This window comes from Pseudomonas sp. PDM26 (assembly GCF_019219185.1).
Classification (GTDB): domain Bacteria; phylum Pseudomonadota; class Gammaproteobacteria; order Pseudomonadales; family Pseudomonadaceae; genus Aquipseudomonas.
In genome coordinates this window covers 243,399-258,591 of record NZ_JAHUWC010000007.1, presented here as the reverse complement: position 1 = coordinate 258,591, position 15,193 = coordinate 243,399, and the positions used below count along the sequence as shown (strand labels likewise).

The following is a 15,193-nucleotide window of genomic DNA, read 5'->3' as shown; positions in this document are numbered from 1 at the left end:
TTTCCCACACCATCCGAACCACAAAACCAATAACAACAGGTTCGACACCATGCCCCCGCGCCCTGCCCTCTCCGGCTGATCCGCTTCGTTTGTACTGATTTCGAAAATTCGTCTGCAACCCCGGGTTGCGGCATCACCCCGCTTCATCCCCAAGAATTAGAGAGACCCGAGCTCATGACGCCTTCCACCGCGCAGTATTTCGTTCCCAGCCTGATTGCCATTGCCCTGGCCAGAGCGGCCCTGCCCGCCAGCGCCGAAGAGTCGGGCTTCGTCGATGGGGCCAAGGTCAACCTGAACCTGCGCAACTTCTACATCAACCGCAACTTCACCAACCCGACCAAGGCCCAGGGCAAGGCTGAAGAGTGGACGCAAAGTTTCATCCTCGACGCCAGATCCGGGTTCACCCAGGGCACCGTCGGGTTTGGCATGGACGTGCTCGGTTTGTATTCGGTGAAGCTTGATGGCGGCAAAGGCACCGGCGGCACGCAACTGCTGCCGCTGGATCACGACGGTCGCCCGGCGGACAATTTCGGCCGCACCAACGTGGCGTTCAAGGCGAAGCTGTCGCAGACCGAAGTGAAAGTTGGGGAATGGATGCCGGTGCTGCCAATCCTGCGTTCGGACGACGGCCGCTCGCTGCCGCAAACCTTCCGCGGCGGTCAGATCACGTCGAAGGAAATCAATGGCCTGACGCTCTACGGCGGCCAGTTCCGCCAGAACAGCCCACGCGACGACAGCAGCATGGATGACATGTCGATGACCGGCAAAGCGGCGTTCACCTCTGACCGTTTCAACTTCGAGGGCGGCGAGTACCTGTTCAATGACAAACGCACCCAGATCGGTCTGTGGAACGCCGAGCTCAAGGACATCTACAGCCAGCAATTCGTCAACCTGATCCACAGCCAACCGCTTGGCGACTGGACCTTGGGCGCCAACCTGGGTTTCTTCTACGGCAAGGATGACGGCAGCGCCCGGGCTGGCGAGCTGGACAACAAAACCCTGTACGGCTTGTTCTCGGCCAAGTACGGCGGCAACACGTTCTATGTCGGCCTGCAGAAACTCACCGGCGACAACGCCTGGATGCGGGTCAACGGCACCAGCGGCGGCACCCTGGCCAACGACAGCTACAACTCCAGCTACGACAATGCCCGGGAACGCTCCTGGCAGGTACGCCACGACTACAACTTCGTCGCCCTCGGCGTACCGGGCCTGACCCTGATGAACCGCTATATCAGCGGCGACAATGTGCACACCGGTAGCATCACCGATGGCAAGGAATGGGGGCGTGAAAGTGAACTGGGCTACACCGTGCAGAGCGGTGCGCTGAAAGACCTGAACCTGAAATGGCGCAACTCGACCATGCGCCGGGATTACAGTAATAACGAGTTCGATGAAAACCGCGTGATCATCAGCTATCCGATCAGCTTGCTTTAAAGTCAAAAGATCGCAGCCTGCGGCAGCTCCTACAGGTGTTCACTTACCCCTGTAGGAGCTGCCGCAGGCTCGGGCCGCGTTCGGACGATCTTTTTTGAAGCTGCCACCTTACTCCCGCGACTCAACCCCCAACTCATCCCACACCGACTCGGCCAAATGGAACGTCGCATTGGCCGCCGGGATCCCGCAGTAGATGGCGCTCTGCATGATCACTTCCTTGATCTCGCCACGGCTCACGCCGTTGTTGGCGGCAGCGCGCAGGTGCAGTTTCAATTCTTCGTTGCGATTCATGCCGATCAACATGGCGATGGTGATCAGGCTGCGGGTATGGCGCGGCAGGCCCGGACGGGTCCAGATGTCGCCCCAGGCGTGACGGGTGATCATCTCCTGAAACTCCGAGTTGAACTCGGTCAAGGCATTCAGGCTGCGGTCGACGTGGGCATCGCCCAAGACCGCGCGACGGACCTTCAGGCCCTCGTCATAACGTTGTTTCTCGTCCACGGAAATCCCCTCAATCAGCCGACAGAAACGCCAGCACACGCTCGCTGAACGCATTGCCTGCCTGGACGTTGGACAAGTGCGCCGCATAGAACTCGGCGTACTCGGCCCCGTGCACATGCTCTTGGATGAAATGCCCACCGGACGGTGGCGTCACCGCATCTTCACTTCCAGCGATCACCAATAGCGGCGCCTTGATCGAGGACAGTTGATCGCGGAAATCGGCATCGCGCACCGCTGCGCAATTGGCTGCATAGCCTTCGGGCGAAGTGGCCGCGAGCATGTCGGTGATTTGCTTGGCTGCCGCCGGGTTGGCGGCGGAGAAGTCCGGGGTGAACCAGCGGGCAATCGATGCATCGCGCAGGGCAACCATGGCCGCCTGCCCCTCACGAAGTACCATTTCGATACGCGGGTTCCACACCGACGGATCGCCGATTTTCGCCGCGGTGTTGCACACGATCAGCTTGTTCAGCCGCTCGCCGGCGTTGATACCCAGCCACTGGCCGATCAACCCGCCCATGGACAATCCACAGAAATGCGCGCGTTCGATGTGCAAGGCATCCAGCAAGGCGAGCACGTCGTGGCCCAGTTGCTCGATGCTGTACGGACCCGGCGTCACCAGCGATTGGCCGTGACCACGGGTGTCGAAACGCAACACGCGAAAATGCTCGGTGAACGCCGGGATTTGCGCGTTCCACATGTGCAGGTCGGTGCCCAGGGAGTTGGACAGCACCAGTACCGGCGCATCGACCGGTCCATCGAGTTGGTAATGCAGTTCGCCCTCGGCGAGTTGTACAAAAGCCACAGCAGTCTCCTTCAGGCAGTCAATGCAGAATGTTCAGCTACCGCGCGCTCGACCCAGGTTTTGGCCTGACCGAGGTAATAGGCGGGGTTCAGCAGATGATCGAGTTCAGCCGCTGACAACTCGGCGGTCACTTGCGGTTCGTCGCCCAGGACCGCACGCAGGTGACGCTGCTCGGCCACGGCACGTTTGCAGCATTGCTCCAACAGATGATGCGCGGTATCGCGCCCAACCCGTTGCGCGAGGACGATGCTCACCGCTTCGGCAAGCACCAGGCCCTGGGTCAAATCGAGGTTGCGCGCCATGCGCCCGGCATCCACTTCCAGTCCTTGGGCGATCAACAGCGCTTGCTGCAAGCTGCCCGACACCAGGCAGCAAATCTCCGGCAGGGTTTCCCACTCGGCATGCCACAGGCCGAGGCTGCGCTCGTGTTCCTGGGGCATGGCGCTGAACAGCGTCGAGAGCAAACCGGGTACGCGAGTCGCCGCGCCGATCAGCACCGCCGCGCCCACCGGATTGCGCTTGTGCGGCATGGTCGAAGAACCGCCCTTGCCCGGCGCCGAAGGTTCGAACACTTCGCCAGCCTCGGTTTGCATCAGCAGGCTGATATCGCGCCCGAGTTTGCCGAGACTGCCGGCGATCAGGCCGAGTGCGGCACCGAACTCCACCACGCGATCGCGCTGGGTATGCCACGGCTGATCGGGCAAGGTCAGTTGAAGTTCTTCGGCCAGCGCCTGGGCAATCGGCATGGCCTGCTCACCCAGGGCTGCAAGGGTTCCGGACGCGCCGCCGAATTGCAGCACCAGCAGGCGCGGCTTGAGTTCGGCCAAGCGTTGGCGACTGCGCGTCACCGCCCCCAGCCAACCGGCGATTTTCATGCCGAGGGTGACCGGCGTCGCATGCTGCAGCCAGGTGCGTCCGGCCAATGGCGTGGTCGCGTAGCGCTGGGCCTGGGACGCTAGCGTCTGCCCCAGTTGCGCCAGATGGTTTTCGATCAGCTCCAGTGCGCAGCGCAGTTGCAGCACCAGGCCGCTGTCCATCACGTCCTGGCTGGTCGCGCCCAGATGCACATAGCGCTCGGCTTCGGCATCGGTGGCCGCGATCTGTTTGCCCAGTGCCTTGACCAACGGAATCGCCGAGTTACCCGCCGTGGCAATCGCCTCGCCCAACGCCGCGAAGTCATAAAGCCCGGCGCGGCAAGCCGCTTCAATCGGCGCGACAGCACTCGGCGGAATGAACCCGACCCGCGCTTCGGCCCGGGCCAGTGCCATTTCGAAATCGAGCATGGCCTGGACCCGGCCCTGGTCGCAGAACACCTCACGCATATCGCGGGCAGTGAAATAGGCATCGAACAATTGATTGCCCGGTCGCTGGTTCATAAACAATTCCTGGAGGCGCGGGCCGCTGCGACCCGCGCGTGAAGATCAAAGATCGTGATGCAGATACTTCGCCTGTTTCGGCAGACGCAGGCTGAACAGGAACGCTATCGCCATCATCACCGTCACGTACCAGTAGAAGGAGTTTTCCATGCCCACGGCCTTGAGGCTCAAGGCCACGTATTCCGCCGAACCACCGAAGATCGCATTCGCCACCGCATACGCCAGGCCGACACCCAGCGCACGCACTTCCGGCGGGAACATCTCGGCTTTTACCAGACCGCTGATCGAGGTGTAGAAACTGACGATCGACAGCGCCACAGTAATCAGCACGAAGGCCAGAAACGGACTTGTCACGCTTTTCAGGCTCAACAGGATCGGCACGGTGAACAGCGTGCCGAGGGCGCCGAACCAGAGCATCGAGCTACGCCGGCCGATCTTGTCGGCGAGCATGCCGAAAACCGGTTGCATGCACATATAGAGAAACAGCGCGCCGGTCATGATGTAGCTGGCGGTCTTGGCCGGCATGCCGGCGGTGTTCACCAGGTACTTCTGCATGTACGTGGTGAAGGTGTAGAAAATCAGCGAACCACCGGCGGTGTAACCTAGTACGGTGATGAACGCGGCTTTGTGGTCGCGAAACAGCGCGCCGATGCTGCCGGCGTCCTTGTTTTCGCGAACTTCCTTGCTGGAAGTTTCTTTAAGCGAACGACGCAAATACAGCGAAACCAGCGCCGCCATGGCACCGACCACAAAGGGGATCCGCCAGCCGTAGGCACGCAGGTCGTCCTCGGTGAGGAACTGTTGCAGGATCACCACCAGCGACACCGCGAGCAACTGGCCGCCAATCAGGGTCACGTACTGGAACGAGGCGAAGAAACCGCGCTGGCCCTTGAGCGCCACTTCGCTCATGTAAGTCGCGGTGGTGCCGTACTCACCGCCCACCGACAAGCCTTGCAGCAAACGGGCGAACAGCAACAGGATCGGCGCCCAGACCCCGATACTGTTGTAGGTCGGCAAGCAGGCAATCAGCAAAGAGCCGAAGCACATCATCAGAATCGAGATCAGCATCGAGTTCTTGCGCCCGTGCTTGTCCGCCAAGCGCCCGAAAATCCAGCCACCAATCGGGCGCATCAGGAAGCCGGCGGCAAACACGCCAGCCGTGTTGACCAACTGCACCGTGGGGTTGTCGGACGGGAAAAAGGCCGGCGCGAAATAGATCGCACAGAAGGCATAGACATAGAAGTCGAACCATTCGACCAGGTTGCCGGACGAGGCGCCGACGATGGCGAAGATCCGCTTGTTGCGTTCTTCGCCCGTATAAAGAGCTATAGAAGCCGTGGGTGTTGTCATTGTTTTTTCACTCCAAGGGGACAGTGAGAGTCTAGACACACATTGCAACAATCCCGTTCCGCAGACGGATCAGCAACACACATCCCTTGTAGGAGCTGGCTTGTCGGGTCGCCGCATCGCAGCGATGGTCGTCAACGATTACGCGTATCGATGGGTTAACCGTGTCGCTCTTGCGTTCTTCGCTGGCAAGCCAGCTCCTACAATGGTTTCGGTGTTCTTAATAGTCGAAGAACACCGTCTCCGCATCGGTGCCCTGCAAAATCACATTCCACTGATACACGCCCGACGCATCCTGCTTCGCCATCAGCGTATTGCGACGCTCGGCCGGCACGCACTCCAGCAATGGATCATTCACGTTGGCCGCCTCGCCATCAAAATAAATCCGCGTCAGCAAGTGTTTCACCAGGCCACGGGCAAACACCAGCACCACCAGGTGCGGTGCCTGTGTCGTACCTTTGAGCCCCTCGACCGTGCCCGGCTTGATGGTGGTGAAGCGAAAACGTCCTTCGGCATCCACCGGCACGCGGCCAAAACCTTCGAAGTTCGGGTCCAGGGGTTTGTCCTGGTCGTCTTCCGGGTGATCGTATTTGCCGGCGGCGTTGGCCTGCCAGACTTCCAGCATTGCGTCGTTGACGACATCACCGTTGCCATCGACCACTTGCCCGGTGATCGCCACGCGCTCGCCCAGGGTTTGTTCGACAGTCAGGTTTTCGCGGTTCAGCCAGGTCAGGCCGATGTGGTAGTACGGCCCGACGGTGTGGGACGTGGTCGCAGTCAGCGTCATCTTATTTCTCCATCGGCGTGGCGTCGCGGCCGCGCAAAACGATGTCCCAGCGATAACCGAGGGCATAGGAAGGGATGGTTTTTTCCAGATCGAACGTGGCGATCAAACGCTCTTTGGCGCTGGTATCGGGCACGCAGTTGTAGATCGGGTCGTACGCCAGCAGCGGGTCACCCGGGAAATACATCTGCGTCACCAGGCGTGTCAGGATGCTCGGCCCGAACAGCGAGAAATGGATGTGCGCCGGGCGCCAGGCGTTGTGGTGGTTGCCCCATGGATAGGCGCCGGGCTTGATGGTCTGGAACTGATACCAGCCATTGGCGTCGGTCACGGTACGGCCAGTGCCGGTGAAATTAGGGTCCAGCGGCGCGTCGTGCAGGTCGCGAGCATGGGCGTAGCGACCGGCGGCGTTGGCCTGCCAGACCTCCACCAGAATCCCCGGCACCGGCAGACCGTTTTCATCCAGTACACGACCGTGAATGATGATGCGCTCACCCTGTGGCTGCCCCTCATGCTGGGCGGTCAGGTCGTTCTCCTTCTCATTGACGCGCTCGGCGCCGATGGTCGGCCCGGTGATTTCCGACAACGAATGGGGCAGAAACACCAACGGCTTGGACGGCGAGCGCAGGTTGGTGGATTGATAGGTCGGGTGCAGGTATTGCGGCTGAGTGCCCGCCTGCGGGCGACGGTAACCAGGCTTGTCAGTCATTACACTTTCCTCAGTTCTTATTAGCCGACGGGGCGTGTCAGACGCGTTCGATCGCCAGGGCCAGACCCTGGCCGACGCCGACGCACATGGTCGCCAGACCTTTCTTGCCACCGGTTTTTTCCAGCTGATGCAACGCGGTCAACACCAGTCGCGCGCCGCTCATGCCCAACGGGTGACCCAAGGCAATCGCGCCACCGTTGGGGTTGACCTGGGCCGCATCGTCGGCGATCCCCAGTTCACGCAGCACTGCCAAACCCTGGCTGGCGAAGGCTTCGTTGAGTTCGATCACATCGAAATCGCTGACCGCCACACCGAGGCGTTCGGTCAGTTTACGTACCGCAGGCACCGGGCCAATGCCCATCACCCGCGGCGCAACACCGGCGCTGGCCATGCCCAGCACTTTGGCGCGAGCGGTCAGGCCGTGTTTCTTCACGGCTTCGGCCGAGGCCAGGATCAACGCTGCCGCGCCATCGTTCACTCCCGAGGCGTTGCCGGCGGTGACAGTTTTGTCGGGGCCGTTGACCGGTTTGAGTTTGGTCAGGGTTTCCAGGGTGGTGTCGGCGCGAGGATGCTCGTCCTGGCTGACCACGGTTTCACCCTTCTTGTGGGCAATGCGCACTTCGACGATTTCTTCCGCGAAAAAACCTGCGGCTTGCGCGGCGGCCGTACGCTGCTGGCTGCGCAAGGCAAAGGCGTCCTGATCGGCTCGGGACACTTTGTAATCATCGGCGACATTGTCAGCGGTCTGCGGCATCGCATCCACACCGTACTGGGCTTTCATCAACGGGTTGATAAAACGCCAGCCAATGGTGGTGTCTTCCAGTTTCATGTTGCGCGAGAACGCGGCATCAGCTTTGCCCATCACGAACGGCGCACGGGACATCGACTCGACGCCACCGGCAATCGCCAGCTCCATCTCGCCGCTGGCGATGGCGCGGAACGCGGTGCCGATGGCGTCCATGCCCGAAGCGCAGAGGCGATTGAGGGTCACGCCGGGAATGCTTTCCGGCAGGCCCGCCAGCAACAGCGCCATGCGCGCGACGTTGCGGTTGTCTTCACCGGCCTGGTTGGCGCAGCCGAGGAACACTTCGTCCACGGCGTTCCAGTCCACCGACGGGTTGCGCGCCATCAAGGCTTTGATCGGCACGGCAGCCAGATCGTCGGCACGCACCGTCGACAGACCGCCGCCGAAACGGCCGATGGGGGTACGAATCGCGTCGCAGATATAAACGTCACGCATCAGGCTTCTCCGGGGGCTTGGCCGTGGGCGGCGGCGGTGCGGGCTTCAAGATCACGCAGCGCGGTCAACTCGACTTCAGTCGGCTCCGCGGTGGTCGCAACACCGTCGGCAAAGCGAATCGGCCAACCGGTGGCGGCGATCACTTGCTCGCGGGTCACGCCCGGATGCAGTGCGGTGACCACGAACTCGTGGGTGCCCTCCTCCGGCTCCATGGTGCACAGGTCAGTGATGATCCCGACCGGACCGGCGCCCGGCAGACCGAGACGCTTGCGCGAATCACCGCCCTCGCCATGGCCGACCGAAGTAATGAAGTCGAGCTTGTCGACAAAGGAGCGCGCCGACTGCTTGAGGATGATCAGTACGCTCTTGGCGGAACCTGCAATCTCCGGCGCGCCACCGGCACCTGGCAGGCGCACTTTCGGTGCGTGGTAATCGCCGACCACGGTGGTGTTGATGTTGCCGAAACGGTCGACCTGTGCCGCACCAAGGAAGCCGACGTCGATGCGCCCGCCCTGCAGCCAGTAACGGAAAATCTCGCCGGTCGGGACCACGGTGTCGGCGGTTTCCGCCAGTTCACCGTCGCCGATCGACAACGGCAGTACGCTCGGCTTGGCACCGATCGGACCCGATTCGTAGATCAGAACGACATCAGGCGAGGAAGTCAGGCGCGCCAGGTTGGCCGCTTTCGACGGCAGGCCTATACCGACGAAGCACACCGAACCGTTCTTCAGACGGCGAGCGGCGGCGACGGTCATCATTTCATTGGTGGTGTAAGTCATTACTTCGCCTCCGAAGCGGCGGCCAGTTTGGCCTGGAACTCGCTGAAGTCAGCGCTGCCATGGATGTACTCATTGATCCACGCGGTGAAGGTTTCACGGTCGCGGGCAATCGGGTCCCAGGCCTGGTAGAAACGGTTGTCGCGCTCGTTGTAGCCGTGGGCATAGGACGGGTGAGCGCCGCCTGGCACGTGGCAAACAGCGCTCAAGGCCCAGGTTGGCAGTACACAGGAGTTCATCGGTGCATTGAGGTCGTCGACGATTTCCTCAACGGTGACGATGCAGCGCTTGGCCGCCAGCGCGGCTTCTTTCTGCACACCGAGAATGCCCCAGAGCAGCACGTTGCCCTTGCGGTCGGCTTTCTGCGCATGAATCACGGTAATGTCCGGACGTACCGAAGGCACGGCTGCCAACACTTCGCCAGTGAACGGGCAGGTGACGGATTTGATCAGCGGGTTGACCTTCGGCAAGTCGGAACCGGCATAGGCACGCAGGACCGCGAACGGCAGGCCGGAAGCGCCGGCAACGTAGGCATTGGCCAGGTCGGCGTGGCTGTGCTCTTCGATTTCCAGCGGGTGCGGCCACTGCTTCTCAACGGCGTCACGCAGGCGATGCAGGGAGCCAACACCCGGGTTGCCGCCCCAGGAGAAAATCAGTTTGCGGGCACAACCGGCACCGATCAACTGGTCGTAGATCAAGTCAGGGGTCATCCGCACCAGGGTCAGGTCTTTCTTGCCCTGGCGAATGATTTCGTGACCCGCCGCCGTCGGGATCAGGTGGGTAAAGCCTTCGAGCGCGACCGTATCGCCGTCGTTTACGAATTGCTTCACCGCGTCGTGCAGCGAAAGGATTTCAGCCATTGGGGCAGGCTCCCATTTATGGTTAACCGACAGTGGAAGAAGGCGCCGATGCGCAGCGCCGGAATGACTGAAGATTAAGCCCGTGCAAAACGCCAAACAATCCGATAATCGACTAACCGTTCGATTATCGAACATATTGTTGCTTGGCTATCTTTATTGGCTGCCCCCAAAAGATCGTAGCCTGCGGCAGCTCCTACAGGGGAATGTGTAAATCTGTAGGAGCTGCCGCAGGCTGTGATCTTTTCCTGTTACACCACTATTTCAAACCAGGATCAGGTCGCATCCGCATGACTGACCATGCCCTTGATCACCACTGCCGTGGTCGCCAGGGCCGCCGGAATCACCAGCGCTGTCAGCACTTGCTCGAAGTTCCAGCCCAACCCCAACAGCGTTGCACCCATCCACGCCCCGAGGATGGCGCCGAAGCGGCCGATCCCGAGCATCCACGACACCCCGGTGGCCCGCCCTTGAGTCGGATAGAACCGCGCCGCCAGTGACGGCATCGCCGATTGCGCACCGTTGACACACATCCCGGCCACCAGCACCAGGGTCGCCAGGATTGTGATGTTGCCCAGGCTCTGCCCTACCGCGTAAGCAAACACCCCGGCCAGCAGGTAAAAAATGCCGATGACCTTGTGCGGATTGAACCGGTCCATTGCCCAGCCCACGCCCACCGCACTCAGCACGCCGCCGAACTGGAACAGCGCGCCGATGAAGGCGGCTTGCTCCATGCTCGCGCCACTGTCACGCATCAGCGTCGGCAGCCAGCTGGTCAGCAGGTAAACGATCACCAGGCCCATGAAGTAGGTCAGCCACAGCAGCAAGGTGCCGACGCTGTAGGTGCCGGAGAAGATCACCGCGAACACATTGCGCGCCTTCACGGTTTTCTGTTCCGGCACGCTGAAGCTGGACGCCTGGGCCACCACCGTCGGGTCAATCGGCGCCAGTGCCTTGCGCACTTTGTCCGTACCGCGATTGCGTACCACCAGGTAACGCGCCGACTCCGGCAACCAGAGCAGCAAAACGACGGCGAGGATCAGCGGCAGAATTCCGCCGATCAGCAGCAGGCTGTGCCAGCCAAAGGCCGGAATCAGCTTGGCCGAGATAAATCCGCCGCCAGCCATGCCCAGGTTGAAACCGCAGAACATACTGGTTACCAGCAGGGATTTTTTGCGCTCCGGGGTGTACTCCGACAGCAGGGTCGTGGCATTCGGCATGCCGGCGCCCAGACCCAGGCCGGTCAGGAAGCGCAACACCAGCAACTGATCGACATTGTTGCTGTAGGCCGAGGCCAGGCTGAAGGCACCGAACAACAGCACCGCACCGACCAGTACGACTTTTCGTCCGAAGCGGTCAGCCAATGGCCCTGAACCGAGTGCGCCGAATACCATGCCGATCAAGGCGGCACTCATCACCGGGCCAAGGCTGGCACGATCGATCCCCCAATCCTGAGACAGAGCTGGCGCTATGAAACCCATGGCCGCGGTATCGAGGCCGTCGAGGAAGACAATCAGGAAACACAGGATCACCACCCGCCATTGGTAGCGCGAAATGGGTTGAGCATTGATGAAGGACTGCACGTCGAGACAGTTACCTACAGCAGACTGAGGCTGGTTCATTATTTTTATTCCACGGATCGCAGTCGAACGGTGCCAGCAGATGCTGACGAAGCCGCGACAGTAATGATCCGGAGGAAACAGCGTCAATTCGATAAACGCGACTCTGTGCGTTTATCGAACAGCTTAGGCAAACAGCTGGGCGCTGAGGTCGCGACTGGCACTCAGCAGGCCAGGCAGAAATCGCTGTTGCAGCTCATTGCGGCTGACTCGCCCGGCGTGAGTGCTGACGTTGAGGGCCGCAACCACCTGGCCGGAGGCGTCATACACAGGAACGGCAATTGAACGCAGCCCTTGCTCAAGTTCCTGGTCAACGATGCACCAGCCTTGCTGCCGCACCTCTTGCAGGCATTCGAGCAATGCCTCGGGGGTGTGAATCGTACGGCTGGTCTTGGCTTGCAATTCGGCGTGATCGAGGTATTCGCCCAGCGACGTGTCATCCAGCGCGGCCAGCAGAATCCGCCCCATCGACGTGCAATAGGCCGGCAAGCGCCCGCCCACCGACAGGTCCACCGAAATCAGGCGCTGGGTGGTTGCGGAGCGGGCGATGTACAAAATGTCATCACCTTCCAGCGTGGCCATGTTGCAGGCCTCGTGCAGTTGCTCGCTCATGCGGTCCAGGTAAGGCTGGGCGGACACCGCCAGCGGCGTCGATGACACGTAGGCATGGCCGAGGGTCAGCACTTTGGGCAGCAACGAATAGGTGCGGCCGTCGGTGGTGGCGTAGCCGAGCTTGATCAGGGTGTGCAGGCAACGGCGCACGGCGGCGCGGGGAATTTCCGTGCGGTGACTGATCTGGGCGATGGTCAGGTGTCGTTTGCGCTCCTGGAACGCTTGCACCACGGCCAGGCCACGGGCCAGGGACGTCATGAAGTCCGGGTCGCCGGTCAGTGCCTGGATCCGCTTGGCCGGTGAAGCAACGATGGGGGGAGCCACTGAAGTGAAGGAATTACGCATTTGATCGTTCATACAAGGTCCTGTTACCCACTCGGATCAGCGACTATTACAAAGGGCTACCGCCTGGCGCTCAAGCCCGGCCTGCCATCTGCGGGCGATTATCGAACGCTCGACCGATAATCGCAATCCACCGTATCAATCACCCGATTCGCGGGTGTCCGGTTTTTCGCTGACTCACGAACCGCTGTTTACATCGACTCGACACAGGACTTAATGGGGCAATCTAAATGCCGTAACTTGTTCGAACATAATGGCGTCAGGCAGGCATGCTGCAATGTGGTACCCCGCCGGCGTTCCAGTTAATCGTAAAGTTTCGCGCAACAAAATGGTCACACACCGGGATCCGCTTTTAACTCTTTGGAGATAGTGTTCTTCAAATCGGCCGCTATAATACAATTCAGTAGCGCTTCGGTTTTTTACTTGCCGAACCCGCTGCCCGGCAATGCGATGTTCCATCGCCGTTGCCCGTTGCAAGCGCCAGACTCGCATTGAACCACCTTGCCAGTGCGCTTGCCGATACAGGAAACTGAAGCTACGTCAGCTGTTTATATCTGGTGCCGTGGCCGCCTGTGACATGGAAGTATTGATCACCCTGTTGCCAAAACGATGCCTTGACGGGCATTGTCCATTCGACGAACGTGATCAATCGATTTGATGCAGCGCGTGTTCACCAGAATTTATCCCAACTCAATCAGGTAGCACTGTGACGAAAGACGAACTGCGCGCGGAACTAGAGCGCCAGGAACAACGCTACAAGGAAGTTTACGGCGGAGAAGTCACCACTTACGCCGCTCAACCCGAACCGGAACGCAAACCCTGGCGTAAACGCGCCACCGTTCAGGACCAGGTTTTCCAGCAAGAACTTCAAAAAATGGAAAAGGAACTCAAAGCCGAAGAGCCGTGACTGCTTTGGCCTGATCCTTACAAAGGCCTGCCTCTGCACCCGTTAAAAGCGGGGGTGTATTGATGTTGCCTTTCGCGCCCGCCATGAGCGGGCAGCGGCCATCACCGTCGTCGAGTCAGGCAGATTTCCGGTATCTGACCTATTTCTCAGATTTTTCTCACAACCGTTCAAGCACCCCTTACCGGGTCGTGAAGGTTTTGTGACGATATCTTTTTTCTATAAAATCAATGACTTATAAAACACAGCAAAACCGTGGGTTTTCAGGTGCTGCGGCAAAAAAAATCGTTGAAGTATGTTACCGATGAGCAGCTAGTGCATTGATTAGCAGTCTTTTCTGGCATAATCGCGCCCCCTTATGACCGGGTCAGAAAACCTTCATGATCGATTTATTCAGCGGACTGGATGCTTGGGTGCTTGTGAGCCTCTTGCTCGCCCTGGCCTTTGTCCTCGCCTTCGAGTTCATCAACGGCTTTCATGACACCGCTAACGCGGTGGCGACCGTTATCTACACCAAAGCCATGCCGCCTCACCTGGCGGTGTTTTTCTCCGGTGTGTTCAACTTCCTCGGCGTGCTGCTGGGCGGGGTCGGCGTGGCGTATGCCATCGTCCACCTGCTACCGGTAGAACTGCTGATCAATGTGAACACCGGGCACGGACTGGCCATGGTGTTCTCGTTGCTCGCCGCCGCCATCACCTGGAACCTGGGCACCTGGTACTTCGGTATTCCCGCTTCCAGTTCCCACACGTTGATCGGTTCGATCCTCGGTGTCGGCCTGGCCAACGCCCTGATCAACGATATTCCGCTGGCTGACGGTGTGAACTGGCACAAAGCGATCGATATTGGCGCTTCCCTGGTGTTCTCGCCAATGGCCGGTTTCCTGATCGCCGCGCTGATCCTGATCGGTCTTAAATGGTGGCGTCCGCTGTCGAAGATGCACAAGACGCCGGAACAGCGCCGCAAGATCGATGACAAGAAACACCCGCCGTTCTGGAATCGCCTGGTACTGGTGATCTCGGCCATGGCCGTGAGTTTCGTGCACGGCTCCAACGATGGCCAGAAAGGTATCGGCCTGATCATGCTGGTCCTGATCGGTATCGTGCCGGCCCAGTTCGTCCTCGACCTGAACAGCACGACCTACCAGATCGAGCGGACTCGCGACGCCACGCTGCACCTGAGCCAGTTCTACCAGCGTAATTCCGAAACCCTGGGCGAGTTCCTGGCCCTGGGCAAGAGCCTGGATGGCGATCTGCCGGAGAAATTCCGTTGCAACCCGCAACAGACCGAACCGACCATCGCCGCCCTGCTGGGCACCCTCAAGGGTGTAGCCGACTATCACTCGCTGCCGTCGGAAAGCCGTATCGAAGTCCGTCGCTACCTGCTCTGCCTGGACGACACCGCGAAGAAAGTCAGCAAGTTGCCAACGCTCGGGGTTCGTGAAAAGGCCGACCTGGACAAGCTGCGCAAAGACCTGACCACCACCACCGAATACGCGCCGTTCTGGGTGATCCTGGCGGTTGCACTGGCCTTGGGCCTGGGCACCATGGTCGGCTGGAAACGCGTGGTACTGACCATTGGCGAGAAGATCGGCAAGCAAGGCATGACCTACTCCCAGGGCATGTCGGCGCAGATCACCACCGCCAGCCTGATCGGCATGGCGAACATCTTCAGCCTGCCGGTTTCCACCACCCACGTGCTGTCCTCGGGCGTGGCGGGCACCATGGTCGCCAACAAAAGCGGCCTGCAAGGCGGCACCGTCAAAACCATCCTGCTGGCCTGGGTATTGACCCTGCCAGCCACCGTGGCCCTGTCGGCCGGGTTGTTCTGGCTGGCTTCGAAGGCCCTTGGCAGCTGATAAGCAGCCAAACCAAAAAAGGCGCGCTCCGCAA

At 60.4% G+C, this 15,193-nt stretch carries 14 protein-coding genes; 3 read left to right on the top strand and 11 right to left on the bottom strand.

The window, feature by feature from the left end; all coding sequences use genetic code 11:
• Window positions 1-174 precede the first annotated feature (174 nt).
• On the top strand, window positions 175-1,434 hold the full coding sequence (locus tag KW849_RS16020) for an OprD family porin (protein WP_218430322.1): 1,260 nt from the start codon (window positions 175-177) through the stop codon (window positions 1,432-1,434).
• Between the two features lie 108 nt (window positions 1,435-1,542).
• Here the strand turns inward: KW849_RS16020 and pcaC are convergent, their stop codons facing one another.
• The 11 genes from pcaC to pcaR all read right to left on the bottom strand — a co-directional run bounded on the left by pcaC (window position 1,543) and on the right by pcaR (window position 12,414).
• Window positions 1,543-1,935: a 4-carboxymuconolactone decarboxylase gene (gene pcaC / locus KW849_RS16015; protein WP_007986313.1), complete on the bottom strand. Its 393-nt coding sequence runs from the start codon at window positions 1,933-1,935 to the stop codon at window positions 1,543-1,545.
• A gap of 10 nt (window positions 1,936-1,945) precedes the next feature.
• Entirely contained in the window at window positions 1,946-2,737 is a 792-nt protein-coding gene (gene pcaD / locus KW849_RS16010; protein ID WP_218430321.1) for a 3-oxoadipate enol-lactonase, read from the bottom strand.
• Window positions 2,738-2,748: 11 nt separating this feature from the next.
• A complete protein-coding gene (locus KW849_RS16005; protein ID WP_218430320.1) occupies window positions 2,749-4,113 on the bottom strand; it encodes a 3-carboxy-cis,cis-muconate cycloisomerase in 1,365 nt (454 codons plus the stop codon).
• Between the two features lie 45 nt (window positions 4,114-4,158).
• Window positions 4,159-5,463: an MFS family transporter gene (locus KW849_RS16000; RefSeq protein ID WP_218430319.1), complete on the bottom strand. Its 1,305-nt coding sequence runs from the start codon at window positions 5,461-5,463 to the stop codon at window positions 4,159-4,161.
• Between the two features lie 217 nt (window positions 5,464-5,680).
• Window positions 5,681-6,247: a protocatechuate 3,4-dioxygenase subunit alpha gene (gene pcaG / locus KW849_RS15995; RefSeq protein ID WP_108216753.1), complete on the bottom strand. Its 567-nt coding sequence runs from the start codon at window positions 6,245-6,247 to the stop codon at window positions 5,681-5,683.
• A gap of 1 nt (window position 6,248) precedes the next feature.
• Window positions 6,249-6,953, bottom strand: a complete 705-nt coding sequence (pcaH, locus tag KW849_RS15990; RefSeq protein ID WP_218430318.1) for a protocatechuate 3,4-dioxygenase subunit beta — start codon at window positions 6,951-6,953, stop codon at window positions 6,249-6,251.
• A 37-nt stretch (window positions 6,954-6,990) separates the two neighbouring features.
• Window positions 6,991-8,196, bottom strand: a complete 1,206-nt coding sequence (gene pcaF / locus KW849_RS15985; protein WP_218430393.1) for a 3-oxoadipyl-CoA thiolase — start codon at window positions 8,194-8,196, stop codon at window positions 6,991-6,993.
• Complete coding sequence (locus tag KW849_RS15980; protein WP_218430317.1) at window positions 8,193-8,972, bottom strand: CoA-transferase subunit beta; 780 nt, start codon at window positions 8,970-8,972, stop codon at window positions 8,193-8,195. Before KW849_RS15980 ends, pcaF begins: the two co-directional genes overlap by 4 nt.
• Window positions 8,972-9,829: a CoA transferase subunit A gene (locus KW849_RS15975; protein ID WP_020798340.1), complete on the bottom strand. Its 858-nt coding sequence runs from the start codon at window positions 9,827-9,829 to the stop codon at window positions 8,972-8,974. The genes KW849_RS15980 and KW849_RS15975 overlap by 1 nt, the downstream gene beginning before the upstream one ends.
• 272 nt (window positions 9,830-10,101) lie before the next feature.
• Window positions 10,102-11,448: an MFS transporter gene (locus tag KW849_RS15970; RefSeq protein WP_218430316.1), complete on the bottom strand. Its 1,347-nt coding sequence runs from the start codon at window positions 11,446-11,448 to the stop codon at window positions 10,102-10,104.
• A gap of 123 nt (window positions 11,449-11,571) precedes the next feature.
• The gene (gene pcaR / locus KW849_RS15965; protein WP_108216748.1) at window positions 11,572-12,414 is read right to left on the bottom strand and encodes a pca regulon transcriptional regulator PcaR; all 843 of its coding nucleotides are present in this window, start codon (window positions 12,412-12,414) and stop codon (window positions 11,572-11,574) included.
• A gap of 691 nt (window positions 12,415-13,105) precedes the next feature.
• Here pcaR and KW849_RS15960 point away from each other — a divergent pair.
• Both KW849_RS15960 and KW849_RS15955 read left to right on the top strand, forming a co-directional pair.
• Entirely contained in the window at window positions 13,106-13,306 is a 201-nt protein-coding gene (locus KW849_RS15960) for a hypothetical protein (protein WP_007986337.1), read from the top strand.
• A 377-nt stretch (window positions 13,307-13,683) separates the two neighbouring features.
• Complete coding sequence (locus KW849_RS15955; protein WP_218430315.1) at window positions 13,684-15,159, top strand: inorganic phosphate transporter; 1,476 nt, start codon at window positions 13,684-13,686, stop codon at window positions 15,157-15,159.
• The last annotated feature ends 34 nt before the right edge of the window (window positions 15,160-15,193 follow it).